Raw genomic sequence first — 24406 nt, forward strand, 5'->3', positions numbered from 1 at the left:
GCCAGGTCGGTGGTGGGCATCCGCACCACTCTAACGTTGCGGTAGAGTTGTCCGGTGCAGCGACGGCGGGCCGCCGTCGCTTTCCTGTGTCCACGCGGTCCCCGAGGAGCCCCATGGCCGAGCCGACCAGCACCACCACCCTCCCGGGGCAGCCGCACCTCCACGTGGTCCCCGAGGCCGGGGAGCGCGAGACCTCCACCCGCGCGGCCCTGCGCAACCCCCGCCGTCTGCGCACCGAGGTGCTCGCGGGCCTCGTCGTCGCGCTCGCCCTGATCCCCGAGGCGATCTCGTTCTCGATCATCGCCGGGGTCGACCCACGGGTCGGGCTGTTCTCCAGCTTCGTCATGGCCGTCACGATCGCGTTCGTCGGTGGCCGCCCGGCCATGATCACGGCCGCGACCGGGGCGGTCGCCCTGGTCATCGCCCCGGTCGCCCGCGAGTACGGCCTGGACTACTTCATCGCGACGGTGCTGCTCGCAGGTGTCCTCCAGATCGTGCTGGCGGTCCTGGGGGTGGCCAGGCTCATGCGCTTCATCCCACGGATGGTCATGGTCGGCTTCGTCAACGCCCTGGCCATCCTCATCTTCATGGCGCAGGTCCCCTACCTCGTCGACGTCCCGTGGCTCGTCTACCCGATGGTCGCGCTGGGCCTCCTCATCATGGTCGGCCTGCCGCGCCTGACCACCGCCGTCCCCGCACCGCTCGTGGCGATCGTGGTCATCACGACCCTCGCGTGGGCGGCCGGGTGGCAGCTGCCGGACGTCTCCGACCAGGGCGAGCTGCCCACCTCCCTGCCCGAGCTGTTCGTCCCCGACGTGCCGCTGACCCTGGAGACCCTGCAGATCATCGGCCCCTACGCCCTCGCGATGGCGCTCGTCGGCCTGCTCGAGTCGCTGATGACCGCCAAGCTCGTCGACGGCGTCACCGACACCCACTCCGACAAGACCCGCGAGAGCTGGGGGCTCGGCGTCGCCAACCTCGCCTCCGGCTTCTTCGGCGGCATGGGCGGCTGCGCGATGATCGGCCAGACCATGATCAACGTCAAGGTCTCCGGCGCCCGCACGAGGATCTCGACCTTCCTCGCCGGTGTCTTCCTGCTCGCCCTGGTGGTCGGCGCCGGGCCGGCCGTCGGCATGATCCCCATGGCCGCGCTGGTCGCCGTCATGATCATGGTCTCGGTCGCGACCTTCGACTGGCACAGCGTCCACCCGGCCACGCTGCGTCGGATGCCGGTCAGCGAGAACCTCGTCATGCTCCTGACGGTCGTCGTCACCGTCGTGACGCACAACCTCGCGTACGGCGTCATCGTCGGCGTCAACGCCGCGATCATCCTCTTCGCCCGCCGGGTGGCCCACTTCGCCTCCGTCGACCAGGTCGTCGAGACCGACGTCGACGGCGACGGCGAGCCCGACGTGCGCACCTACAAGGTCTCCGGCGAGCTCTTCTTCGCGACCAGCAACGACCTCGTCTATCAGTTCGACTACGCCGGCGACGCGCACAAGGTCGTCATCGACCTGTCCGACAGCCACATCTGGGACGCCTCCACCGTCGCCGCCCTGGACGCCGTGCAGACCAAGTACGAGCGCCTCGGCAAGGAGGTCGAGATCGTCGGTCTCAACTGGTCGTCCGCCGCCCGGCACGAACAGCTGACGGGCCAGCTGGGGGAGGGCCACTAGTGCGGGAACGCTCGCCCCGCTCTGCGAGACTGCCCCGGTGACGCCCACGACCACCCCCCTGGCCGACCCGCAGAGCCAGCACGTCCAGTCGCGCACCGTGCTGACCCTCATGGGCAGCCAGACCCTCGGCGGCATCGGGGTCGCCAGCGGCATCGCGGTCGCCGCGATCGTGGCCGCCGAGGTCAGCGGCAGCGACGCGCTCTCCGGCCTGGCGACCACGACCCAGGTCCTCGGCGGGGCGCTCTTCACGATCCCGGTGGCCGCCGTCATGGCCCGGCACGGGCGCCGCCCCGGCCTGGTCATGGCCTACCTGCTCGGCACGGTGGGGGCCTTCCTGGCCATCACCGCCACCGCCACCGGCGCCTTCTGGCTGCTCCTGCTCGGCACCACCCTCTTCGGGGCGTCGACCACCGCCAACAACCAGGCCCGGTATGCCGCCACGGACCTGGCCACGCCGGAGCGCCGCGGGCGCCAGCTGAGCTGGGTCGTGTGGGCCACGACGATCGGGTCGGTGCTGGGACCCAACCTCATCGGACCCGGCCGGTGGATCGCCGGCCAGCTGGGCATGCCGCCGCTGGCCGGTGCCTGGGTGCTGTCGATGGCCGGGTTCGCCCTCGCCGCGCTGCTGCTCCAGCTGCTCCTGCGGCCCGACCCGCTCCGGCTCTCCCGCGAGCTCGCCGCGCGTGCCGCCCCCGCCCAGGAACACGCCATGCCGGTCTCGGCGCGGCGGGGGAACGTAGCCACCGGGCTGCGCCTGATCGCCGCGACCCCGGTGGCGCTGTGGGGGACCGTCGCGCTCACCGTCGGCCACGTCGTCATGGTCGCCGTCATGGTGATGACCCCCCTGCACATGCGGCACGGGGACGCCCAGATCGAGATCATCGGCCTGGTCATCTCGCTGCACATCCTCGGCATGTACGGCCTCGCGCCGGTCGCCGGGCAGCTCACCGACCGGTTCGGCGCGGACCGGGTGGTCCTGCTGGGGGTGGCGATCCTGCTGACCTCCACGGTGCTGGCCGGCCTGTCCGCCGTCGGCTGGTCCGCCGGGCTCACCGCCGGGCTCGTCCTGCTCGGGCTGGGCTGGTCGTGCACGATGGTCGCGGGGTCGGGCACGATCGCCGGGGCCGTCCCCGTGGCCGAGCGGGCCGCGGTGCAGGGGGCGGCCGATCTCGTCATGGGACTGTCCGCCGCGGTCGGCGGTGCCCTGGCCGGCGTGGTCATGGACCTGTGGGGATACGGGGTGCTCAACGCCGCGGCCGCGGCGGCCGCACTCGCCCTGGGCGCCTTCACGGTGGCGCGTCGTCGAGTCGTTAGCCTGGGAGCGTGACCCCGGCCCATCCCTCCCACGCCCTCGACCCTGCCCGGGTGGAGGCCGTCCAGCGCGCCCGCGGACGGTGGCGGCGGGAGGTCGCCGAGCTCGGCGGGCCGAACACCCTGCTGTGGCACCGGACATCGCTGACCGGCACGTTCGACCTCAACCTGGCCCACCCGGGCGGGGTGGCCAAGCTGCTCTCCGGCCGACCCACGCTGCTGTCCGAGCTGGTCCGCGAGCACGTCGCCTTCCTCGACGCCTCCCGCCGGATCGGGGCCATCCGCGACAAGACGTCCGAGCTGCGCCGCGAGCACGGGATGGAGACCGGGTTCCTGGCGATCGGACTGGCCACGTGGAGCCTGCAGCGCGTGCCCGTGCCGCCCCGGGCCCCGGTGCTGCTGCGCAGCTGCCGCATCCGGCCGGTGGACGCGGCCCACTCCGACCACGTCCTGGAGCTGCACGAGGACGTCGTCTTCAACCCGGTGCTGGAGCACTACCTGCGCAGCGAGATGCACCTCGACCTGGACCCGGTGGGCCTGGCCGGGCTCTCGGCCCAGCACCACGGGTTCGACCCCCGGATGACCTACCAGGCCCTCGAGCAGCTCTGCGTGGAGCTGACCGGCTTCGCGATCGGGCCGCAGATGGTGCTCGGCACCTTCCCGTGGGCCAAGCTGCCGCTGGTCACCAGCTTCACCGGGGACCCGCACTCGCTGGCGGGCCACGACGTGGCCGCGGCCCTGGCGGGGGTCGACGTCTCCTTCCCCGGTGACGGGCCGGACCCGTCGCGGGCCGACGACCCGGCGCAGGAGCTGTCGGCGCTGGACGCGGACCGGGCCCAGCGGCTCGTCGTCGACGAGGCCTCCCGGGGGGCCGACCTGGTGCTCGACACCCCGGCCGGCACCGGCGCCACCCAGACCGTGGCCAACGTCGTCGTCGCGGCCCTCTCCGAGGGGCGCAGCGTGCTCGTCTGCTCCGAGGAGCGCGCCGCCCTGGAGTCGCTGCAGCGTCGGCTGGCGCACGTCGGCCTCGGGGACCTGTGCCTGCACCTGGCCGAGGACCCCGCGTCGATGCGCGCCGGGCTGGCCGCGGTGCGCCACGCCCTGGAGCACCTGCCCCGGGAGGTCCCTCCCGAGCCGGGCCCCGACCCGCTGCCGGCCCGGGCCGACGCGCTGGCGGTGCTGCGACGCGAGCACGACGTGCTGCACCACCGCCACGAGCCGTGGGGACTGTCCCTGGCCGGCGTCGAGGACGACCTGGCGGCGCTGGCCGCGCTGGAGACCCCGCCCGGCTCGCGGGTCCGGCTCTCCGCCGGGGAGCTGCAGGCCCTGGGCGAGGACGAGCTGTCCGCGGTGTCCGACGCGCTCGTGGAGGCCGCCGCGGCGGGCGCATGGACGCGAGGACGTGGCGACGACCCCTGGTACGGCGCCCGGCTGTCCACGGCCGACGAGGCCTCCCGGGCCCAGGAGATCGTGGCCCGCATGGTGTCGGGCGCCTTCGGGACCGCCCGCGAGCAGGCCGAGCGGGTCTGCCGGGCGGCCGGGATGCCGGTGCCGGTCACCCTCGAGCAGTGGGCCCACCGGCTGACGCTCGTGGCCCGGGCGAGCGAGACGCTCGACGTCTTCTCGCCGCAGATCTACGACGCCCCCCTCGACGACATGGTTGCCGCCACCGCGGCCCGCGACGAGGTGACCGGTCGGCCCGGCGCGGTGACCCGCGCCCGCCTGCGCCGACAGGTGCGCTCCCTGCTGCGGCCCGGTACGCCCCCGAGCGACCTGCCGCAGCGGGTCCGGCGGGCCCGCGACGAGCGGGCCGAGTGGGAGGAGGTGGCCGGCCGTGCCGCCCGTCCTGCGGCCCCCGAGGGCTGGGAGGAGGCCCTGGCGGCCCACGCCCCGGTCGGGGAGGACCTGGCCTGGCTGGCGCAGGTCTTCGCGTCCACCCCGGTTGGTCAGGACCTGACCACGGTCCACCTCGACACGGTGCTCGAACGGCTCGTCGGGCTGGACGCGCGGGCCGACCGGGCCCCCGTGGCGGCGGTGGCCCACCCGCTGCTGCAGCCGGTCCGGGAGCAGGGTCTCGGCGAGCTGGTCGACGACCTGGCCCGCCGGGGGGTGCCGCCGGAGCGGGTGTCCGCCGAGGTGCGCTACGTCCACCGCTCCTCGGTCCTGCTGCACCTGCGCTCCGACGCCGTCCCCCAGCAGCTGCCGGCCGCGACCGTCCGGGACGCCGAGCGGGCCTTCCGCCGGGCCGACCGGGCCCACCTGCGGCGCAACGCCGCACGGGCACGGGTGGCCGTCCTGCGCCGCCTGGGCAGGGCCCGCGAGGCCCACGCCTCTCAGCTGGCCGCCTGGGAACGGGCCGTCGACGAGGCCGCGGTGGGGGCCATCGACCTGCGCGACCTCATCAGCCGGGCCCCCGACGTGGTCCGCGCGGCCCAGCCGGTGGTGCTCGCCTCGCCGCTCGCCGTGCCGGCCGTGCTGCCTCCCGACACCACCTTCGACCTCGTCGTCGTCGAGCGGGCCGGGCGCACGACGACCGCCCGGTCGGTGCCCGCGCTGTCCCGTGGCCGGCAGGTGCTCGTCGTCGGGGACGGCGGAGGGCCCGGGCCCGTCCCCTTCTCCGTGGTCGCCGACCCCCGTGCCGAGGGGGAGGCCGGACGGGAGGAGCCGGCCCGTTCGCTGCTCGAGGAGGCCTCGGCGGTGCTTCCCGTCCGGCACCTGCAGACCCAGTACCGCGCCCTCCACCAGGGTCTGGTCGCCCCGCTGGCCCCGCTCATGCCGGTGCCCGTGCACAGCTTCCCGGGGGTATGGCGTGCTCCCGCCGCCCGGTCCGTGGTCGCCGAGGGCAACGTCGGCGCCCAGGTCGCCCAGGCCGTCGACCTGGCCGTGGGGCAGGCCCGGCGGGACCCCGACGGCAGCCTGCTCGTGGTCACCGAGGACGACGCCACCGCCGAGGACGTGGGCATCGCGCTGCGCGCCGCGCTGGCCCGGTCGGCCTCGGAGGCCGGTGCGCCGCCCGACCCGGTGCTGGCCGGGGTCCTGGGCGACCTCGACGACCGGCCGGAACCGTGCCTGGTCCGGCCCGTCCACCGGGTGGCCGGCGAGGTGCGGGACCACGTGCTGTGGGTGACCGGCCCGCAGGCCGCCCACGACGCCCGGCGGGCGGGTGCGGTGCTGGCCGCGGCGCGGCACGGGGTCGCGGTCGTCACGCCGGTCCCGGTGGACCGGTGGCCCGCCGGACCGGGGACCGACGTCGTGCGTCAGGCGGTCGGCGCCACCGACCAGCCGCACCGGGGGTACCGGTCGGCGGTCCTGGCGGAGCTGACCCGGCGGCTGCGCGACGAGGGCCTCACCGTGGTCGAGGGCATGGGCCACGGGCCGCACGCCCTCGACCTGGCCGTGGCCGAGGACGACCGGGACGGCGCAGCGGCACGCATGGTCGTGGCCGTCGACGGTGACGTCTCGCCGCAGGCGGCCCGCACGGAGCCGGGCCGGGACGACGTGCGGCTGCGGCACGAGCAGCTCACGCGGATGGGGTGGGTCCCGCTCCGGGTGCGGGGGACCGACGTCTTCACCGACCCCGCCCGCGAGGTCGCCCGGGTCCTGGAGGCCCTCCGCGCGGCCGGTCGGCGGACGCCCCGCGACGGGGCCGCGGCCGGCGAGGGACCGGACGGCTCGTGACCGGCCCCCGTCCGCCCGCCGACCGTCCGCGCCCCCGCCGGCACCGCCGGGTCGATGCGCCGGCGACCGCCGCGGGGACGGATCCGGCGGACGACCTGCCGTCGTCGGCGGGCACGGCGGACGTCGCCACCGCCCCGCAGGACGGCGGACGGGACGCCTGGATCGTGGACCAGCGTCCTCCGCACTGGGACTGACCGGCCCGCCGGACGCACGGACGCCCCCGGCCGAGGGCCGGAGGCGTCCGTGGCGTGGGGGACATCCCCTGCGGGTGGCTCTGGGTCAGAGCGTCCCGTCGCTGCGGCGGGCGGCGAGCAGGTCGCGGATCTCGCGCAGGGTGGCGATCTCCTCGGAGACCTCCTCCGGCTCCTCCTTGCCACGCATGCGCAGCTCGTTGAACTTGTTCATCGGCACGACGAGGACGAAGTAGACGACGAGCGCGGTGAGCAGGAAGACGATGACGGCGTTGATGATCGCCGCGAAGTCCATGTAGGTGGCCGGGTTCCCGTCGATGATCTCAAAGCCCAGCCCCTGGGCCTCGGCGCCGCCCATGGCGTTGAGCAGCGGGGTGACCAGGCTCGAGACGACCTGCTCGACGACGGCCGCGAACGCGGCGCCGATGACGACGGCGACGGCGAGGTCGATGACGTTGCCGCGCATGATGAATTCCTTGAAGCCCTTCAGCAAGGCCTTCTCCTTCCGTGCGGACGCAGGGCAGCGGCCATGGCGTCCAGGGTCATTGGGGGGTCGGCGGGGCGCAGCCCTCGCGCCTCGGTCCGCGGGGCAGCCTAGCAGCCCAGGGGAGGTACCCCCCACCCGTAGGGGTGTGCCGAGAGGATCACGGACGGTGCAGGGCCACGTGCGCCGCACCTCCCAGGGGATCGGCCCGCTGGGTCGCCAGGAAGCGCGCCTGCTCGGCGTCGACGGCCACCCACGCGCCGCCCGTGCCGTCCCGCTCCGGGCCCCCCGGCCCCGCCGCGAGCACGAGGACGTCCCGGGCCAGGAACGACCCGTCCCCGGGCGACCTCAGGTCGACGCGGTCACCACCGGCGAGCGCGGCCGTGACGGCCGGCTCGGCGACCGGGACCCACACGGCGACGGTCCCGGGCTCGAGCCCGGACACGAGGTCGGCGGCCCGCACGTCGTGGCGGGTCAGCACCTCGCCCGCAGCGAGGACGGAGGACGCCGGTCGGCCCACGGCCTCGTCCAGACCGCCCAGGGCCGCCTCGGGCACGGCGGTCCGCGGGACCTCCCGGACCGTGAGCAGGCCGTCCGTCAGCTCCGTCCCGACCGCCACCTCCCGGACCGCCACGACGACCCGGACGCCGTCGGGAACCGGACGGGACGCCGCCAGCTGGGCCACGATCCCCACGCCCAGGGCCGCCAGGGCGGCCGAGACGAGCCGCCGCGCCCGCGACCCGGACGGCCGACGGGGGCGGTCGCTGCGCCGTGCGGGCGGGGGCTGTCGGCCGGGACCGGGGAAAGCATCGAGCACGCGCCGAGACTAGGCGCGGGAGGGAATGGTCCCGGGCGGTTCAGGCCGCGCCGGTGGAGGAGGACCCCGACCCGGTGGACGATGTGGACGACCCGGTGCTGCCGGCGGAGGGCTTCCCCGCGGCGGCGGTCGACCCGGCGGCCGCGGACCCGGTCCCCGTGCCGGCGGCCGTGTCCTTGGCCGGGCCCGACCCGGACGAGGAGCCGCCCGAGCCCTTTCCTCCGCCGGAGCGGGAGTCGGTGCGGTAGAAGCCCGACCCCTTGAAGACGACCCCGACCGCGCTGAAGACCTTGCGCAGCGAGCCGCCGCAGCTGGGGCACTCGGTCAGGGCGTCGTCGCTGAACGCCTGCTGGATGTCGAAGGCGTGACCGCAGTCCTTGCACGCGTACGAATAGGTCGGCACGAGCGCCCATTCTACGGGTCCTCCCGCCTGCCCCGGTACGCGTGACCTAGTCTGGAGCCCGTGTCCCGACCCGTGTGGCAGCGCGTGGCCGTGCCCCTGGTGGCGATCCTCGTGGTCGTCGTCGTGGCCACGGCCGTGCTGGGCGTCGGCCTGACCCGCAGGGCGTTCCCCCAGACGACGGGCGAGCTGGAGGTGGCCGGGCTCTCGGCGCCGGTCGAGGTCGTCCGCGACGAGCTGGGGGTCACCCACCTGTACGCCGACACCGCGGCCGACCTGTTCACCGCCCAGGGGTTCACCGCGGCCCAGGACCGGTTCTTCCAGATGGACCTGCGCCGGCACGTGGTCAGCGGCCGGCTCTCCGAGCTCGTCGGGGAGGCGGGGGTGGAGACGGACAAGGTCATCCGCACCCTCGGCTGGCGCCGGGTGGCCGAGCAGGAGCTCGCCCTGCTGGACCCGGACGTACGGGGCTACCTGCAGGCCTACGCCAACGGGGTGAACGCCTACATCGACCAGCAGGGCTCCCCGTCGCGGATGGGGCTGGAGTACGTCGTGCTCGCCCGGTCGGCGCCGGACTACCAGGTGCGGCGGTGGGACCCGGTCGACTCCCTGGCCTGGCTCAAGGCCATGGCCTGGGACCTCCGCGGGAACTACGAGGACGAGCTGACGCGCGGGCGGCTCGTCGGCCAGGTACCGCTGCCCCAGCTGGGCGAGCTCTACCCGGACTACCCCGTCGCCGACCACCCCCCGATCCTCAGCCCCGGCGAGTGGTCGCCCCCGGCCCGGCGCACGGGTCCGGACGACGCCGACTCCCGAGGAGGGACCGCGGGGGCCGTGCGCGCACCGGCGCCGGGGGAGACCGTCGACCCGGCGGAGCGGGCCCGCCTCGGCGAGGCCGTCGCCCCGCCCGGGCCCACCGGGGGGCTGACCCGCGACTGGCTCGCCGACGGGGAGGCGGCGGAGGCCCTGGTCGCGGCCGGGGCGACCCTGGACGCCGTGCCCCGGCTGCTGGGGGCCGGCGAGGGCATCGGCTCCAACTCCTGGGTGGTCTCCGGCGAGCACACCGCCTCCGGGGCGCCGCTCCTGGCCAACGACCCGCACCTGGAGACCAGCCAGCCGGGCATCTGGCTGCAGGCCGGGCTGCACTGCCGCGAGGTCTCCGAGGCGTGCCCCTTCGACGTCACCGGGTTCACCTTCGCCGGGCTGCCGGGCGTGGTCATCGGGCACAACCAGGACATCGCCTGGGGCATCACCAACCTCGACCCCGACGTCACCGACTTCTACCTCGAGGACGTCGACGGCGACCGGGTGCTCCGGGGGGACGCCTACGTGCCGCTGGACGTGCGGACCGAGACGATCGAGGTCGCCGGGGGCGAGGACGTCGAGCTGACCGTGCGCGAGTCCTCGCACGGACCGATCGTCTCCGACGTCCTCGACCCGGTCGCCGCCGTCGGGACCGACGCCCCGCTGGGCGGGGTGGAGACGTCCGACGACTACGAGGTCGCCCTGGCGTGGACCGCGCTGGAGCCGGGCCGCACCGTCGAGGCGGTCTTCGCGATCAACCGGGCCGCGGGGTGGGAGGAGTTCCGCGACGCCGCCCGCCTCTTCGCGGTCCCGTCCCAGAACCTGATCTACGCGGACACCGAGGGCAACATCGGCTACCAGGCGCCCGGGCTGGTGCCGGTCCGCAGGTCGGCCACGCACGGGACGCCCCCCGGGTTCTACCCCGCGCCGGGCTGGGACGAGGCCTACGCCTGGACCGGCTGGGTGGACTTCGAGGAGATGCCGCACGCGCTCAACCCGGAGGACGGGGTGATCGTCGCGGCCAACCAGGCGGTCGCCCGGGGCGCCACCCCCTTCCTCACCAGCGAGTGGGACAAGGGCTACCGCTCCACCCGGATCCTGGAGCTGCTCACGGACCGCATCGAGGCCGGGGAACCCCTGGACGTCCAGGCCATGGTCCAGGTCCAGCTGGACGACAACAACGCCTTCGCCGAGGTGCTCGTGCCCCACCTGCTCCGGCTGGACCTGGACAACGACTTCTACGCCGAGGCCCAGGACCTGCTCCGGGACTGGGACCTGACGGCGCCGGCGGAGGGTGCGCAGTCCGCCGCGGCCGCCTACTTCTACGCCGTCTACGCCAACCTGCTCGAGACTGTCTTCGACGACGAGCTGCCGCCGGACCTGGCGGCCACCGGCAACTCCCGGTCGATGCTGCTGCTGGAGGACCTGCTCGCCCGTCCGGACAGCCGCTGGTGGGACGACCGGCGCACCCCCGGCGTCGTGGAGTCGCGTGACGAGGTGATCCGCACCGCGATGGAGCAGGCCCGCCTGGACCTGACCCGGGACATCTCCAAGGACGTCGAGGACTGGACCTGGGGTCAGCTGCACCAGGTGCGGCTCGAGCACGAGGTGCTCTCCGGGGACGACGTGCCGGCGCTGGTCCGGGGGGTCTTCGGCCAGCCGGCCCGCCCGGCGGCCGGGTCCAGCGCCGTCGTCAACGCGATGAACTGGGACGCCTCGACCGGCAGCTTCGAGGTCACCTCGGCCCCCTCGATGCGGATGGTCGTCGACCTCGGGGACCTGGACGCCTCCCGGTGGGTCAACCAGACCGGCAACTCGGGTCACCCGTTCCACCCCAACCACACCGACCAGAGCAGGACCTGGCTGGAGGGCGGGACCTACCCGATGGTCTCTGGCCGCGACGCGGTGCTGGAGCGGGCCCACCACACGCTGACCCTCACGGCGGCCCCGCCCGGCTGACCGGCGGGGTCACCGCATCACCGGCAGTCGAGCCAGGTCACCCCGGTCCCCGGCCGCAGCACGCCGTCCACCCTGGCGTCGTGCGCCGCGGCCGGCACCCGGGGCACGAGCTCGTGGTCGTGCAGCACCGCGACGACGGGGGCACCGGGAGCCAGCTCCCGCAGCCGGGGCAGCGTCGTGTCGTAGTAGCCGCCCCCCTGGCCCAGGCGCACCCCGTCGCGGTCCACCGCCAGGGCGGGCACCAGGGCCACGTCCACGCCGGCGAGGACCTCCTGCCCCAACGGTGTGCGCGCCGGGTCGGCCAGGTCGGCCCACTCGAGCCGGGGCCGGGCCAGCGTGACCGGCACGAGCACGCGCACGCCGGCAGCCTGCAGGCGCGCGACCAGCAGGTCCACGGGCGGCTCGGTGCGCATCGGCTCGAAGGCGGTCACCGTGGCCCGGGCGGCGCAGGCGCCGGCCCCGCAGGCGCCGGCCCCGCCCGTCCGCCCGACGTGCTCGGTCACCACCGCCAGACCCGCCGCGGCGAGACGTCCGGCGGCCAGGTCCCGTCCCGGTCCGCCCCACCCCTCGACCAGCTCGCGCCGGGCCGCCCGCACCGCCGAGCGCCACCGCGCCTTCTCCTCCGCCACGTCCGCCCCGGGGCGGTGCTCGGGCAGGGACGGGACCTCCGGCGGGATGTTCACCAGGCCATTGTGGACCGGCTGACTACGCTGGGCGCCAGACCCCGAGCAGAAAGGCGCGCACCCATGATCAGCGTCGAGGAGCACCTCGAGAACATCCTGGAGCAGGTCCACCCCGTCGAGACCCGGACGGTGCCGGTCCCCCGGGCCCACGGGCTGGTGACCACGGCCGACGCCCGCAGCCAGGTCGACCTGCCCCGTTTCGACAACTCCTCCATGGACGGGTATGCCGTGCGTCGCGAGGACCTGCGCGGCGCCTCGCCGGAGAACCCGGTCCTCCTGCCCGTGTCGGGCGACGTCGCGGCCGGCGACCCGCTCCCGCGCGAGCACGTGCCCGGCCAGGCCTGGCGGATCATGACGGGGGCCCCCATCCCGGTCGGGGCGGACGCGGTCGTCCGCGTCGAGGACACCGACGGGCACGTCCGGGAAGCCCAGTTCCGGGTCCAGCCGGAGGAGGGCGCGAACATCCGCCGGGCGGGGGAGGACGTGCGGGCGGGCGAGGTCGTGCTGCCCGCCGGCACCCGGGTCGGGGCCCCGCAGCTGGCCGCCCTGGTCTCGGCCGGGGTGGAGCAGGTGGAGGTCGTCGGCCCCGTCCGGGTCGTGGTCCTGTCCACCGGCGACGAGCTGGTGCCGGTCGGCGAACCCGTCGGCCCGGGCCAGATCGTGGACTCCAACGGGCCCATGCTGGAGGCGCTGGTCCGCGAGGCCGGGTTCTTCCCCGTCCACGTTGGCCACCTGCCCGACGACGAGTCCGCGACGAAGAAGGAGATCAAGCACCACCTCGACCACGCGGACGCCATCATCACGACCGGCGGGGTGAGCAAGGGGGCCTACGACATCGTCAAGAAGGTGCTCAGCGGGGAGGGCACGACCGAGTTCGTCGAGGTGGCCATGCAGCCCGGCAAGCCGCAGGGGTTCGGCGTCCTCGGCAAGCGCAAGGTCCCCGTCTTCACGCTGCCGGGCAACCCGGTGAGCGCCCTGGTCAGCTTCGAGGTCTTCGTCCGTCCCGCGCTGGAGCGCAGGGCCGGCCGGCGGGTCAGCGACAGCACCACCACGGGGCTGGTCACCACGGGCTGGCGCAGCGCCTCGGACCGCAGGACCTACACCCGGGTTCGGATCTCGCGCGACGTCACGGGGGAGTATGCGGTGGAGCCGGTCGGAGGGGCGGGGTCGCACCTGGTGGCCGGGCTGGCGATGGCCGACGCCCTGGCGGTCAGCGGGGCGGACGAGGAGGAGGTGACCGCCGGCTCCCAGGTCGAGCTGGTCCTGCTGCGGCCGCGCCGGGAGATCGACGGCCGGCTCTCGGCGGAGGAGTCCGACGCCGGCACCACCGGCGACGGGGGCGAGGCGTGACCGCCGACGGCCTGACCCACCTGCGCGCCGACGGGACGGCGCACATGGTCGACGTCACCGGCAAGGCGGTCACCGCACGTACCGCGAGCGCCGCCGGGCGGGTGCGTCTGGCGCCGGCCGCCGTCCAGGCCCTGCGCTCGGGCACGGTGCCCAAGGGGGACGCCCTCGGGGTGGCGCGGATCGCCGGGATCCAGGCGGCCAAGCGCACCCCCGACCTCGTGCCGCTGTGCCACCCCGTGGCCGTCCATGGGGTGGAGGTCGACCTCGCCGTGGACGACGACGGCGTGGAGATCACCGCGACGGTCCGCACCGCGGACCGGACGGGCGTGGAGATGGAGGCGCTGACCTGCGTCAGCGTGGCCGCCCTGGCGCTCGTCGACATGATCAAGGCCGTGGACCGGGCGGCCGTCGTCACCGACGTCCGGGTGACCGCCAAGTCCGGCGGCCGGTCGGGGGACTGGGTCCGGCCACGGTGACCTGGTCGTGGCCGGTCTCCCTCCGCACCGCCCTGCCCGGCGGTGCGGCGCTGGTCCTGCGCCCGCTCGCCAGGTCCGACCGGGGGGCCTGGGAGGAGGTCCGGGCGCGCAACGCCCGGTGGCTGGCCCCCTGGGAGTCGACGGTCCCGGGCCGCCCCGGCCCCCCCGCCACCTTCTCCCGCCTGCGGCGCAGCCTGGACCGCTCCGCCCGGGACGGCCTGCTGCTGCCCTTCGTCGTCGACGTGGACGGCCGCCTCGTCGGCCAGGTGCAGCTCTTCGACGTCCTCGGGGGTGCCCGCTCCAGCGGGCTGGCGGGCTACTGGCTCGACGAGCGCGCGACCGGGCACGGGTACGCCACCTGGGCCGTCGCCCTGCTGCTCGACCACGCCCTGGGCCCGGTGGGCCTGCACCGCGTCGAGGTGGCCATCCGGCCGGAGAACGAGGCCAGCCTGGCGGTCGCGGCCCGTCTGCGGCTGCCCGAGGAGGGGCTGCGCCGCGGCTTCATGCACGTCGACGGTCGGTGGGCCGACCACCGGTGCTTCGCGGTCGTGGCCGAGGACCTGGGGCCGGGCGGGTACGCCGACGGCGGCCTGGTCGGCATGCTGCGCCGGGAGCACGGTCCCGCGAGCACCACGAGAAACTTGCGCGACACTCCGCCCGCCTGACCCGCGGTCCGGGGACGGCCCCCTAGCGTGGCGCACGTGCCCAGCGTGAGCAGTCTGATCTTCGTCGTCATCCTGGCGGTGTGGGCTGTCTACCTGGTCCAGCACTGGGTCCGTCGCCGCGACCACCTGGCCACCGCGCGGTCGGTCGACCGGTTCTCCGAGGCGATGCGGGTGCTGGAGCGCAGGCGGGCCCTGCCGCGTCCCGAGACCGTCGAGGTGGCCCCCCGCGCCTACGACACCTCCCCGCTGCGCCCCGCGCGCCCCGAGGTCGTGGTCAAGCGCACCGACGCCCCTGGACGGGTCGCGCCCGCGGTCCACGGCGCCCGTGCCGTGGCGCCGCCGCCGGGCCTGCGGCGCGCTCGCTTCGCCAACCGTCTCCGGGGGACGGCCCTCCTGGTCTCCTCCGTCGTCCTCGTCGCCGCGAGCGGGCTGGCCATGGTCGGCACGCTGCCCCGGTGGTCCGCCCTGGCGGCGGTCGCCTTCCTCGGCCTGACCGTCGGCGTCGTGCGCTGGTCCGCCGCCCAGGAGCGCGCGGCCCGTCGTCGCCCGGCCCGGGAGTCGGCGCGGCCGGCGACGAGCCCGGACCGTCCGGGCCGTCCCGACCACGGTGCCCCCGGGCGCGGCGCCCCCGGGCACGTCCTGGCGGCGCAGTCGCTGGCGGTCACGACCCGGCCGGCGGCGCGCCGGTCGGGGGCCCGGCGCAGCGTCGTCGCGGCCGACCGCCGCCCGGCTCCGCAGCTCTACGACGTGGCGGCCGTCGAGGCCGACGCCGGCCCGGCGCCGGCCCGTGGCGACGCGCCTGCCGCCACCGGACGCGGGGCCACCCCGCGGGACGGTGCCGACGCCGGCACCTGGGACCCCGTGCCTGTCCCGCCGCCCACCTACGCGCTCAAGGCGAAGTCCTCGCGGACGGGGACGGCGGGGGAGTCGGCGCTGCCCGCCGACGGCACCGTCATGGCCCTGGAGGAGGAGTTCGAGGAGCTGCCGCACGTCGACCGCGTGGGCTGAGCCGCCCCTGGCCGCGGGTTGGGTGCCCGCTTCCGGCGGTGCTAGAGTATGGACCCGCACACGGGGCTGTGGCGCAGTTGGTAGCGCGTCTCGTTCGCAATGAGAAGGCCAGGGGTTCGAATCCCCTCAGCTCCACCGGACAGGGTCCGGTCCCTCCGCCCGAGGGGCCGGGCCCTTCGTCGTGCGGGGGCCGACCCGGCGCCGGCGGCGCGGGGTAGGCTCGGCTCTCCGGCGGACCCGGCCCGCCGGCCACCCCACCCGGCCCGAGCGAGGAGATGCACATGGCGGTCAACCTGCGGGGACGCAGCCTCCTGTCGCTGGTGGAGGAGAGCCCGGCCGAGATCAAGCACCTCGTCGACCTGGCGCACGACCTCAAGCGGGCCAAGACCTCGGGCCAGGAGCGTCCGCTGCTCGGGGGACGCTCGGTGGCCCTGATCTTCGAGAAGACCTCCACCCGCACGCGGTGCGCGTTCGAGGTCGCGGCCGCCGACCAGGGGGCGTCCACGACCTACCTGGACCCGCGCAGCACCCAGATCGGCCACAAGGAGTCGATCAAGGACACCGCCCGGGTGCTGGGCCGGATGTTCGACGCCATCCAGTACCGCGGCTCCAGCCAGGCCAAGGTGCAGGAGCTGGCCGACCACGCCGGGGTCCCGGTCTACAACGGGCTGACCGACGAGTGGCACCCGACCCAGATGCTCGCCGACGCGCTGACGATGACCGAGCACACCCACAAGCACCGGCACGAGACCGCCTTCGCCTACCTGGGCGACGCCCGCAACAACATGGGCCACAGCCTGCTGCTCCTCGGGGCCAAGCTGGGCATGGACGTGCGCATCGGTGCGCCCGACGGTCTCCAGCCGGCCGGTCCCGTCGTGGAGCTGTGCCGGGGGATCGCCGAGGAGACCGGCGCCCGCGTCACGATCACCGACGACCCGGTCGAGGCGGTCCGTGGCGTCGACTTCGTGCACACCGACGTGTGGGTGTCGATGGGCGAGCCGGTCGAGGCCTGGGGGGAGCGGATCGAGCGCCTGCTGCCCTACCAGGTCAACGCCGACCTCATGGCGGCCACGGACAACCCCCGGGCCCGGTTCATGCACTGCCTGCCGGCCTTCCACGACACGGACACCGACGTGGGCCGCGAGCTGATGGGGCGTCATCCCGAGCTCGCCGGCGGCCTGGAGGTCACCGACGAGGTCTTCGAGTCCTCCGCGAGCATCGTGTTCGACCAGGCGGAGAACCGGCTGCACACGATCAAGGCGCTCATGGTCGCCACCCTGACGTGACCGGGGCGGGCCAGGAGAGGGAGCACATGGGCACGGGGGAGCGGTCCGGCGGGCCGACCGCCCTGCGCGAGCCGGCGCACCGGGTCAGTCCGCGGGCGGTGCGCTACTGGGTGGTCAACGGGCTCGTCGGCGGGGTCCTCACCTGGGTGGTCCTCTTCACGATCTACTCCTTCCTGCCCGACTCCTGGGGCCGCTGGCTGGGTCCGCTGTTCGTGCTCGTCATGGTCGCCAACCTGGCCGACGTGACCCTGGAGCCGATCGTCCGCTACCGCCGGACCAGGTGGGAGGTCACCGGGGACAAGGTCTTCGCCCAGACCGGGTGGCTCTCCCGCGACCAGCGGATCGCGCCCCTGTCCCGGGTGCAGACCGTCGACACCCACCGGGGCGCGATCATGCGGCTGTACGGGCTGGCCAACGTCACGGTGACGACGGCCTCCGCGGCCGGCCCCATCACCCTGCCCTGCCTCGACAGCGACGTCGCCGACCGGGTGACCGCCGACCTGGCCCGGATCACCGGGCAGACGCGGGGCGACGCGACGTGAGCCTGTCGGACCTGCCGCCGCCGACCGGCGACCCGGTGGTGCCGGCGGTCGCGGGCGCGGAGTGGCAGCGGCTCAGCCCCCGGATGCTGCTGGTGCACCCGGTGCGCGGCCTGGGGTCGATGCTCGTCCCGCTGCTCATCGCCTTCTTCATCGGCCGGGGCGAGGACGGGTCCTGGTGGATCTGGCTCGCCGTCGTGGGTGGCGTCCTCGCCCTGGTCGCCGGCACGGTCTCCTGGTTCATCACCCGCTACCGGGTGACCGAGGCCCAGCTGCAGCTGCGCACCGGGCTGCTCAGCCGCCGCGTGCTCACGGCACCGCTCGACCGGGTGCGCAGCGTGGACATCGAGTCCACCCCGGTGCACCGCGTGCTCGGCCTGGCCACGGTCAAGGTCGGCACGGGCGTCGACAGCAGCCGGATCGAGCTCGACGGGCTGGCCCGAGACCAGGCCGCGGCCATGCGCACCTTCCTGCTCTCCCGCTCGGGCGTGGCCGCGCGCCCGGCGGCCGGCACGGCATACCCGTCCCAGCAGTGGGCGGACGGCGACCAGGGTGCACCGGTCGCCGACGGTGCCGAGGTCGCCCGGATCGACTGGGGCTGGCTGCGCTACGCCCCGTTCAGCCTCTCCAGCCTCGTCGTGGTCGCGGGCGTGGCCGGCGTCCTGGCCCAGTTCGGCGACGACGTCCCGGTCGACGAGGTCGCCGTGGCCCAGCAGGCCTGGGCGTGGGTGCTGGCCCAGGCGGTCGCCGTCCTCGTCGTCGCGGCCGTCGTGGGGGTCGTCGTCGGCTGGGTGGTGCTCTCGACGGCGAGCTACGTGCTGACCTGGTGGAACCTGCGCGTGGTCCGGGAGCCGGGCGGCAACCTGCGGGTGACGCGCGGCCTGCTCACCACGCACAGCCAGACGGTCGAGCGGGAGAAGGTGCGCGGGGTGCGGATGGGCGAGCCCTTCCTCCTGCGCTTCGTCCGCGGCGCCGAGCTGACCGCCATCGCGACCGGCATCGGCAGCGGCGGCACCACCCGGGTGCTGCCCCCCGCGCCCCGGACCGTGGTCACCCGGGTCGGGCACGACCTGCTGGAGGAGGACGGGCCGCTGACGACCGCCCTCGTGGGCCACGGCCCCCGGGCGCGCCGCCGGATCCACGTGCGCGGCCAGTGGGCGACCCTGGCGTTGACCACCCTGACCGCGGTGCCGACCTGGGGCGTCGACCGCTGGTGGTTCGCCGGGTGGCCGGACTGGCTGCCGGTCGCGGTGCTCCTGGGCGTGGGCGCCGCCAGCGCGCTGCTCGCCGAGGCCTCGTGGCGCAACCTCGGCCACGCGTTGACCCCGCGGCACCTCGTCGTCCAGACGGGCGCGGTCGTGCGCACGCGCGAGGTGCTCGAACGGGCCGGGGTCATCGGGTGGGTCGTCCACCAGAGCTTCTTCCAGCGACGCCGGGGTCTGTGCCACCTGACCGCGACCACGGCCGCCGGCTCCGAGCAGGTGGTCGTCCCCGACGTGCCCCTGGAGGTCGCCGTCCGGCTCGCGCGGAGGGCCACCCCGGGAATGCTGGAGGACGTCCTGGCGTAGTTCCTGCCATGGACGACATGGAGCGGATGCTGCGCGGCGTGGACGCCGTCGAGCTGCCCGCCGACGAGGACCTGGACGACCACGCGCGCTACGACCGGGCCGCCTTCCTCTTCGAGGCCAAGGCCTACTCGCGGGCCGTGGAGCTGCTGACGCCGCTGGTCGAGGACAACCCCGGCAACGCCGAGATCCGCCTGCTGCTGGCCCGGGCGCACTACCACTCCGCCGCCCTGGGCCGCGCCGAGGAGGTCCTGCGCGGCCTGCTCGAGCGGTGGCCGACCGACGCCTACGCCCACCTCCTGCTCGCGCGCACCCTGCAGCGGGCGGGCCGGGCGCAGGAGGGTGCCCCCCACCTGAAGATGGCCGAGGCGATGGGGCTGGAGGCCTGAGGGCGGCCGCCGCCTAGTTCCAGAAGTCGAAGAACATCCGCCAGTCCCACTGCTCGCGCGGCAGCACGACCGCCGCGTGCACCGGGTAGTACCAGGCGAACCAGGCCGCGGCGAGGGCGACGTAGCCGACGACGACCGCCGCCCCCCACCGGCGCCGCCGGGCCGGCGCGTCCGCGGGGCCCAGGACGAGCGCCAGGCAGGCGACGACGACGAGCACCAGCCACGGCACGAACGCCACCGCGTAGAAGCTGTAGATCGTGCGCGTCTGGTAGAGGAACCAGGGCAGCCAGCCGGCCACGACCCCGGACAGGGCCGCCCCGGCCCGCCAGTCCCGTCCCAGCAGCCACAGGAAGGCCACCACGAGCAGACCGGCGCTCGCCCCCCACCAGACCAGGACGTTGCCCAGGGACGCGACGTAGCTGACGCAGTCGGCCGCCTCGCAGCCCATCTCCCCCCGGGTGGGCCACTCGGCGTAGAAGAGCGTCGGGCGCCACTGGACCGTCCACCCCCACGGGTTGGAGCTCCACTTGTGCTCGTTCTGCAGGCCGACGTGGAAGGTCATCATCTCCACGTGGTAGGCCCACAGGGACCGCAGGGCGTCCGGGACGAGGGCAGCCGGGCTCCCGTCGGCGACCGGGTTCTGCGCCGCCCACCCCCGCTTCCAGCCACCCTCGGTGGCGAACCAGCCGGCCCAGGTGGCCACGTAGGTGACCAGGGCGACCGGCACCATCGACAGGAAGGCCGGTATGCCGTCGCGCACCACGGTCCCGGTCGCCCACCCGGGTGCGCCGGCGGCGCGCCGGGCACCGAGGTCCCACCACACGGTCATCAGCCCGAACACGGCGAGGAAGAACAGGCCGGACCACTTCGTGCCGACGGCCAGCCCCAGGCTGACCCCGGCCGCGACCCGCCACCAGCGCACGCCGAGGGAGGGTCCCCACCACCGGGCCCAGCGCCGCCACGGCGACCGGGGCACCGGCTCGGCCCGGGTCCGGGCCTCCCACCGCGGCCATCGGCGCGCGAGCCGGGACCGCGCCTGCTCCCGGTCCAGGAGCAGCAGGAGGAAGGCGAGCAGGACCCACCACATGAGGAAGACGTCGAGCAGCCCGATCCGGGACTGGACGAAGTGGTGCCCGTCCACCGCGAGCAGCGCGGCCGCGGCCACCGACAGCAGGGCGTTGTGCCACAGGTTCCAGGCCACCCGCCCCAGGACCAGGATGGACAGCGTGCCGACCACGGCCGAGGCCAGCCGCCAGCCGGCCGGGTCCTCCGGGCCGGTCAGCAGCTGGCCCAGGGCGATCATCCACTTGCCGGCCGGAGGGTGGACCACGAGGTCGGGCAGCGCCCCGAAGACGTCCGGGTCGCCGGCGTTCCAGAGCACGTCCGGCTCCTCCAGGCCCTCCCTGACCTCGCGCTCGTGGCCGTACCGGACCAGCGACCACGCCTGCTTGACGTAGTAGGTCTCGTCGAAGACCAGGCGTGCGGGCTGGTCGAGCCGGACGAAGCGCAGGACGCCGCCGACCAGGGTCGCCAGGAGGATCCCCACCCAGGCCCACCGGTCCTGCCTCCCCCGTCGGGGAGGGGCGGGCCCGAGCAACCTGGCCCGCAACGACTCCATACCGGCATCGTAGGTGCAGGGCGGGTCCGCGACCGGCCCCACGGACGGGGGTAGTAGCCTGCCCCCGTGGCCACAACAACTGCTCCCGCGCGCGAGGCCCGGACCGGGCCTCCCAGCATCCTGCTGAAGACCGTCATGGCCGTGACCGGCCTCGTGGGCATCGCCTACCTGCTGATCCACATGTACGGCAACCTCATGATCCTCGTGGGGCCGGAGGCGTTCGACGAGTACGCCCACCACATCCGGACCTTCGGCGAGCCGATGCTCCCCGAGAAGGGCCTGCTGTGGATCATCCGGGTCGCCCTGCTGGCCTCGCTCGTGCTGCACGTGTGGGCCGCGGCGACGATGTGGCACCGGGCCAACGCGGCCCGCAGCCAGCGCTACGTCATGACCCGCCGCGGCTACGGCAACTTCTACGCCAAGGCGATGAGGTGGGGCGGGCTGGCCATCCTGACCTTCATCATCTTCCACCTGCTGCACTTCACCACCCAGACCGTCACCATCGGCGAGGCGCACGCCTCCCCGGCCGCGCGCGTGCTGGACACCTTCAGCCACTGGTGGGGTGTGCTGATCTACCTGGCGGCGATGATCTTCCTGGGCCTGCACCTGCTGCACGGCTTCTGGGGGGCGGCCATGACGATGGGGCTGAACAGCTCGCTCAAGCGCGCCGAGCAGATCCGGTTCGCCTCCATCCTGGTGACCACCATCATCGTGGTGGGCTTCATGATCCCGCCGTTCGCCATCCTGTTCGGGCTTCTCGACTGAGGACTGCTGACCTATGACTGACATGCTGATCGAGGGCCTCTACCGCGAGGGTGAGCCGATCTCCGACACCAAGGCCCCGGCCGGTGACATCTCCCAGAAGTGGACCAGCCGCCAGTTCGAGGCGGCGCTGGTCAACCCCGCCAACCGACGCAAGCTGTCGGTGATCATCGTGGGCACCGGCCTGGCCGGTGCCGCGGCCGGGGCGACCATGGGCGAGGCGGGCTACAACGTCAAGTCCTTCTGCTACCAGGACAGCCCGCGCCGGGCCCACTCGATCGCCGCGCAGGGCGGGATCAACGCCGCGAAGAACTACAAGGGCGACGGCGACTCGGTCCACCGGCTCTTCTACGACACGGTCAAGGGCGGCGACTACCGCTCCCGCGAGACCAACGTCTACCGCCTGGCGGAGGTCAGCGCGAACATCATCGACCAGTGCGTGGCCCAGGGCGTGCCGTTCGCCCGCGAGTACGGCGGGCTGCTCGACAACCGTTCCTTCGGCGGGGTGCAGGTCTCCCGCACGTTCTACGCCCGCGGCCAGACCGGTCAGCAGCTGCTCATCGGCGCCTACCAGGCCCTCGAGCGGCAGATCGCGGCCGGCACCGTGCAGATGTACGCCCGGCACGAGATGCTCGAGCTCATCGTCGTCGACGGGGTGGCCCGCGGCATCATCGCCCGCGACCTGGTCACCGGGGAGATCGAGACCCACCTGGCCGACGCCGTCGTGCTCGCCTCCGGCGGCTACGGCAACGTCTTCTTCCTCTCCACCAACGCCATGGGGTCCAACGTCACCGCCAACTGGCGGGCCCACCGCAAGGGCGCCTACTTCGGCAACCCCGCCTACACGCAGATCCACCCGACCTGCATCCCGCAGAGCGGCGAGCACCAGTCCAAGCTGACGCTGATGAGCGAGTCGCTGCGCAACGACGGCCGGATCTGGGTGCCCAAGCGGGCCGAGGACTGCGACAAGGACCCCCGGGAGATCCCCGAGGAGGACCGCGACTACTACCTGGAGCGGATCTACCCCGGCTTCGGCAACCTGGTCCCGCGCGACATCGCCTCCCGGCAGGCCAAGAACATGTGCGACGAGGGCCGTGGCGTCGGCCCCGAGGTCGACGGCGTCCGCCGCGGCGTCTACCTCGACTTCGCCGACGCCATCGGCCGCCTCGGCGAGGAGGCGGTCCGGTCCAAGTACGGCAACCTCTTCGACATGTACGAACGCATCACCGGGGAGAACCCCTACGAGGTGCCGATGCGCATCTACCCGGCCGTGCACTACACGATGGGCGGCCTGTGGGTCGACTACGACCTGCAGTCGACCATCCCCGGGCTGTTCGTCACCGGCGAGGCCAACTTCTCCGACCACGGGGCCAACCGGCTGGGGGCCTCGGCCCTCATGCAGGGCCTGGCCGACGGCTACTTCGTGCTGCCGAACACCATCCGCGACTACCTGGCCAAGGGGCCGTTCGAGGCGATCGGCGAGGACCACCCCGCCGTCGTCGAGGCCCACCAGCAGGTCGCCGACCGGGTGGAGCGGCTGCTGTCGATCAACGGCAGCCGCACGGTGGACTCCTTCCACAAGGCCCTGGGCAAGATCATGTGGGAGAAGTGCGGCATGGAGCGCACCGAGGAGGGCCTGCGCGAGGCCATCGACGAGATCCGCGAGCTGCGCGCCGAGTTCTGGCGCGACGTGCGGGTCCTGGGCGCCGCGGACACGCTCAACCAGTCCCTGGAGAAGGCCGGCCGGGTGGCCGACTTCCTCGAGCTGGGCGAGCTGATGTGCATCGACGCCCTCCACCGGCGGGAGTCCTGCGGCGGCCACTTCCGGGCCGAGTCGCAGACCGAGGACGGCGAGGCGCTGCGCCACGACGACGAGTACGCCTACGTCGCGGCCTGGGAGTGGGGCGGGGACGACCAGCCCCCCGTGCTCCACAAGGAGGACCTCGTCTACGAATTCATCGAGCTCAAGCAGAGGAGCTACAAGTGAGGCTCGCCCTGAAGATCTGGCGGCAGGACCGCCCGCAGGCCAAGGGCCAGATGGTCCGCTACGACATCGACGGGGTCTCGGAGGACAGCTCGTTCCTGGAGATGCTCGACCTGCTCAACGAGCAGCTCATCGCCAAGGGCGAGGAGCCGGTGGCCTTCGACTCCGACTGCCGCGAGGGCATCTGCGGCCAGTGCGGCGTCGTCATCAACGGCGAGGCGCACGGACCTGAGCGGACCACGACCTGCCAGCTGCACATGCGCTCCTTCAAGGACGGCGACGAGATCGTCGTCGAGCCCTGGCGGGCCGACCCCTTCCCGGTGCTCAAGGACCTCGTCGTCGACCGGTCGGCCTTCGACCGGATCATCCAGGCGGGCGGCTTCATCTCGGCCAACACCGGGTCGGCCCCGGACGCGCACGCGACCCCGGTGCCCAAGGAGCACGCCGACCGGGCGTTCATGGCCGCCGAGTGCATCGGCTGCGGCGCCTGCGTCGCCGCCTGCCCCAACGGCTCGGCCTCGTTGTTCATGGGCGCCAAGATCACCCACCTCGGCGAGCTGCCCCAGGGCCAGCCGGAGCGGGACGCCCGGGTGGTCTCGATGACCGCGCAGCACGACGCCGAGGGCTTCGGCGGCTGCACCAACCTCGGCGAGTGCACGCGGGCCTGCCCCAAGGGCATCCCGCTCAACGTGATCTCGCAGATGAACGCCGACCTGCGGCACGCCGGCTACGGCCGCTGACACCTGACCCTCCACCCGGCG

At 74.3% G+C, this 24406-nt stretch carries 21 protein-coding genes and 1 tRNA gene; 17 read left to right on the plus strand and 5 right to left on the minus strand.

Annotation, left to right across the window (positions count from 1 at the left end; translation table 11 throughout):
- Positions 1–113 precede the first annotated feature (113 nt).
- The 4 genes from FJR00_RS02355 to FJR00_RS02370 are packed head-to-tail and all read left to right on the plus strand — an operon-like array spanning position 114 to position 6859.
- Positions 114–1676, plus strand: coding sequence for a SulP family inorganic anion transporter (locus FJR00_RS02355; RefSeq protein ID WP_141337295.1), 1563 nt, complete (start codon positions 114–116; stop codon positions 1674–1676).
- A gap of 37 nt (positions 1677–1713) precedes the next feature.
- Complete coding sequence (locus tag FJR00_RS02360; RefSeq protein ID WP_238330261.1) at positions 1714–3003, plus strand: MFS transporter; 1290 nt, start codon at positions 1714–1716, stop codon at positions 3001–3003.
- Complete coding sequence (locus FJR00_RS02365) at positions 3000–6665, plus strand: hypothetical protein (protein WP_141337296.1); 3666 nt, start codon at positions 3000–3002, stop codon at positions 6663–6665. The genes FJR00_RS02360 and FJR00_RS02365 overlap by 4 nt, the downstream gene beginning before the upstream one ends.
- Positions 6662–6859 (plus strand): hypothetical protein, encoded by a 198-nt coding sequence (locus FJR00_RS02370; RefSeq protein ID WP_141337297.1) that lies wholly within the window; start codon positions 6662–6664, stop codon positions 6857–6859. Before FJR00_RS02365 ends, FJR00_RS02370 begins: the two co-directional genes overlap by 4 nt.
- An 85-nt stretch (positions 6860–6944) precedes the next feature.
- Here the strand turns inward: FJR00_RS02370 and mscL are convergent, their stop codons facing one another.
- The 3 genes from mscL to FJR00_RS02385 all read right to left on the minus strand — a co-directional run bounded on the left by mscL (position 6945) and on the right by FJR00_RS02385 (position 8560).
- On the minus strand, positions 6945–7349 hold the full coding sequence (gene mscL / locus FJR00_RS02375; RefSeq protein WP_141337298.1) for a large conductance mechanosensitive channel protein MscL: 405 nt from the start codon (positions 7347–7349) through the stop codon (positions 6945–6947).
- A 151-nt stretch (positions 7350–7500) separates the two neighbouring features.
- On the minus strand, positions 7501–8157 hold the full coding sequence (locus FJR00_RS02380; RefSeq protein ID WP_141337299.1) for an SAF domain-containing protein: 657 nt from the start codon (positions 8155–8157) through the stop codon (positions 7501–7503).
- A gap of 40 nt (positions 8158–8197) precedes the next feature.
- The gene (locus FJR00_RS02385; RefSeq protein WP_141337300.1) at positions 8198–8560 is read right to left on the minus strand and encodes an FmdB family zinc ribbon protein; all 363 of its coding nucleotides are present in this window, start codon (positions 8558–8560) and stop codon (positions 8198–8200) included.
- A 60-nt stretch (positions 8561–8620) separates the two neighbouring features.
- Between FJR00_RS02385 and FJR00_RS02390 the strand changes: the two genes are divergently transcribed.
- On the plus strand, positions 8621–11320 hold the full coding sequence (locus FJR00_RS02390) for a penicillin acylase family protein (protein WP_141337301.1): 2700 nt from the start codon (positions 8621–8623) through the stop codon (positions 11318–11320).
- A 17-nt stretch (positions 11321–11337) separates the two neighbouring features.
- On the opposite strand, the gene FJR00_RS02395 is transcribed toward FJR00_RS02390, so the two are convergent.
- Positions 11338–12003, minus strand: a complete 666-nt coding sequence (locus FJR00_RS02395) for a 5-formyltetrahydrofolate cyclo-ligase (protein ID WP_141337302.1) — start codon at positions 12001–12003, stop codon at positions 11338–11340.
- Between the two features lie 63 nt (positions 12004–12066).
- Between FJR00_RS02395 and FJR00_RS02400 the strand changes: the two genes are divergently transcribed.
- The 9 genes from FJR00_RS02400 to FJR00_RS02440 all read left to right on the plus strand — a co-directional run bounded on the left by FJR00_RS02400 (position 12067) and on the right by FJR00_RS02440 (position 19281).
- Positions 12067–13353, plus strand: a complete 1287-nt coding sequence (locus FJR00_RS02400; RefSeq protein WP_141337303.1) for a molybdopterin molybdotransferase MoeA — start codon at positions 12067–12069, stop codon at positions 13351–13353.
- The gene (moaC, locus tag FJR00_RS02405; RefSeq protein ID WP_075957496.1) at positions 13350–13829 is read left to right on the plus strand and encodes a cyclic pyranopterin monophosphate synthase MoaC; all 480 of its coding nucleotides are present in this window, start codon (positions 13350–13352) and stop codon (positions 13827–13829) included. The genes FJR00_RS02400 and moaC overlap by 4 nt, the downstream gene beginning before the upstream one ends.
- The gene (locus FJR00_RS02410; RefSeq protein WP_141337304.1) at positions 13826–14494 is read left to right on the plus strand and encodes a GNAT family N-acetyltransferase; all 669 of its coding nucleotides are present in this window, start codon (positions 13826–13828) and stop codon (positions 14492–14494) included. The genes moaC and FJR00_RS02410 overlap by 4 nt, the downstream gene beginning before the upstream one ends.
- 45 nt (positions 14495–14539) lie before the next feature.
- On the plus strand, positions 14540–15502 hold the full coding sequence (locus FJR00_RS02415; protein ID WP_075957494.1) for a hypothetical protein: 963 nt from the start codon (positions 14540–14542) through the stop codon (positions 15500–15502).
- A 62-nt stretch (positions 15503–15564) separates the two neighbouring features.
- Positions 15565–15637 (plus strand) — tRNA-Ala (locus FJR00_RS02420).
- Between the two features lie 146 nt (positions 15638–15783).
- Entirely contained in the window at positions 15784–16788 is a 1005-nt protein-coding gene (gene argF / locus FJR00_RS02425) for an ornithine carbamoyltransferase (RefSeq protein ID WP_141337305.1), read from the plus strand.
- A 26-nt stretch (positions 16789–16814) separates the two neighbouring features.
- Positions 16815–17330 carry a PH domain-containing protein gene (locus FJR00_RS02430; RefSeq protein WP_075957492.1) on the plus strand — a complete coding sequence of 172 codons (516 nt, stop codon included), beginning with the start codon at positions 16815–16817 and terminating at the stop codon, positions 17328–17330.
- Positions 17327–18895 carry a PH domain-containing protein gene (locus tag FJR00_RS02435; RefSeq protein WP_141337306.1) on the plus strand — a complete coding sequence of 523 codons (1569 nt, stop codon included), beginning with the start codon at positions 17327–17329 and terminating at the stop codon, positions 18893–18895. Before FJR00_RS02430 ends, FJR00_RS02435 begins: the two co-directional genes overlap by 4 nt.
- Before the next feature lie 8 nt (positions 18896–18903).
- Positions 18904–19281: a tetratricopeptide repeat protein gene (locus tag FJR00_RS02440; RefSeq protein ID WP_238330262.1), complete on the plus strand. Its 378-nt coding sequence runs from the start codon at positions 18904–18906 to the stop codon at positions 19279–19281.
- A gap of 13 nt (positions 19282–19294) precedes the next feature.
- Here FJR00_RS02440 and FJR00_RS02445 read toward each other — a convergent pair whose 3' ends face one another.
- Positions 19295–20899 (minus strand): dolichyl-phosphate-mannose--protein mannosyltransferase, encoded by a 1605-nt coding sequence (locus FJR00_RS02445; protein ID WP_141337307.1) that lies wholly within the window; start codon positions 20897–20899, stop codon positions 19295–19297.
- 66 nt (positions 20900–20965) lie between these two features.
- Between FJR00_RS02445 and FJR00_RS02450 the strand changes: the two genes are divergently transcribed.
- Genes FJR00_RS02450 through FJR00_RS02460 form a run of 3 tightly spaced genes read left to right on the plus strand, consistent with a single transcriptional unit; the run spans position 20966 to position 24385 of the window.
- On the plus strand, positions 20966–21664 hold the full coding sequence (locus tag FJR00_RS02450) for a succinate dehydrogenase cytochrome b subunit (RefSeq protein WP_141337308.1): 699 nt from the start codon (positions 20966–20968) through the stop codon (positions 21662–21664).
- Between the two features lie 13 nt (positions 21665–21677).
- Positions 21678–23648, plus strand: a complete 1971-nt coding sequence (locus FJR00_RS02455; protein ID WP_141337309.1) for a fumarate reductase/succinate dehydrogenase flavoprotein subunit — start codon at positions 21678–21680, stop codon at positions 23646–23648.
- Positions 23645–24385 carry a succinate dehydrogenase/fumarate reductase iron-sulfur subunit gene (locus FJR00_RS02460; RefSeq protein WP_141337310.1) on the plus strand — a complete coding sequence of 247 codons (741 nt, stop codon included), beginning with the start codon at positions 23645–23647 and terminating at the stop codon, positions 24383–24385. Before FJR00_RS02455 ends, FJR00_RS02460 begins: the two co-directional genes overlap by 4 nt.
- Positions 24386–24406 lie beyond the last annotated feature (21 nt).

The sequence above is a fragment of the Ornithinimicrobium kibberense genome (assembly GCF_006519705.1).
GTDB lineage: Bacteria > Actinomycetota > Actinomycetes > Actinomycetales > Dermatophilaceae > Ornithinicoccus > Ornithinicoccus kibberensis.